This is a genomic window from Mesorhizobium sp. WSM4822 (assembly GCF_055811155.1).
Map to the genome: position 1 here is coordinate 1 of NZ_JBVVQM010000062.1, position 1,159 is coordinate 1,159.

The window sequence follows — 1,159 nt, forward strand, 5'->3', positions numbered from 1 at the left end:
GCCCCTTGTATCTGCACGAGATGATTATGTGCGATGGAAGCGATTGAGCCTCGGGCCGGATGGCCATCCGGCCCGAGGCTTGGCGAAGTCGCCCGCTGCCCCTCCGGCTACAACCGTCAATGAGCTTGGGATCTTCGCCTTTGTCACGCACGACCGAATAGTCGCTTGGCTCCAATCGCACGAACAAGGCAGGTTACCGTGAACAACATTATTTGTGGAGTTGATGTTTCGAAAGATTGGCTGGACGCCCATGTCCGGCCGGGCGCTGCGTTTGCTCGCTTCGCCAACGACGCAGCGGGACTAGGCGAGTTGCTGGTGTTTTGCCGCGGCCATCGTGTCGAGCTCGCGGTTATGGAGGCCACGGGCGGTTATGAGCGGTTGGCCTTTCTGTGGCTTTGGGAGAACGGCCTGCCTTGCGGCATCGTCAATCCTCGCAGCGTGCGTCGCTTCGCCGAAGCAATGGGCACCTTCGAGAAAACCGATCGCATCGACGCGGCCGTGATCGCCCATTACGCGTCGGTCAAGCAGATCGTGCCGGCGGCGCCGCCCAGTCCCGCGCAGCAGCGACTGAAAGTCTTGGTTTCCAGGCTTTCCCAAGTCACCGGCGACATCACCGTCAACAAGCAGCGCAAGAGCGCCACCACAGACGCCGAGACGCTGGCCAGTCTCTCCACGGTGCTGACCTGCCTCAAGCGCGAGGAGAAGCGGCTGGCTGGCGAGGTGGCCTCGCTGATTGACGATGATCCGTTGTGGGCCAGGCTCGACATGACATTCCGCGTCTTCAAGGGCTTGGCTGACCGCACCGTTGCCCGTCTGTTGGCGGAGGTCCCCGAGATCGGCATCGTCTCCAACAAGGCCATCGCCAAGCTGGTGGGGCTCTCGCCTTTCGCCAATGATAGCGGCAAACGCGAGGGACCTCGTAATATTCGGGGCGGTCGCACCGGGCCGCGTGGCATTCTCTTTATCGTTGCCCGGCACGTCGCCAGGTACGATCCTCATCTGCAAGCTTTCGCCGAACGGTTGCAAAAGGCTGGCAAAACCAAAATGGTCATCCGCATGGCGCTGGCGCGAAAACTCCTCGTCATTCTCAATGCAAAAGCACGCGATGCGCGCATGGAGTTCGCCAATGCAACTTGACACCACAGATAGTCGCTCATTG

General features: G+C 60.7%; 1 protein-coding gene. It reads left to right on the plus strand.

All coding sequences use genetic code 11. The features are described 5' to 3' along the window. The first annotated feature begins 198 nt into the window (after nt 1-198). Nucleotides 199-1,137 (plus strand): IS110 family RNA-guided transposase, encoded by a 939-nt coding sequence (locus tag AC0L3E_RS34520; protein WP_473606899.1) that lies wholly within the window; start codon nt 199-201, stop codon nt 1,135-1,137. The last annotated feature ends 22 nt before the right edge of the window (nt 1,138-1,159 follow it).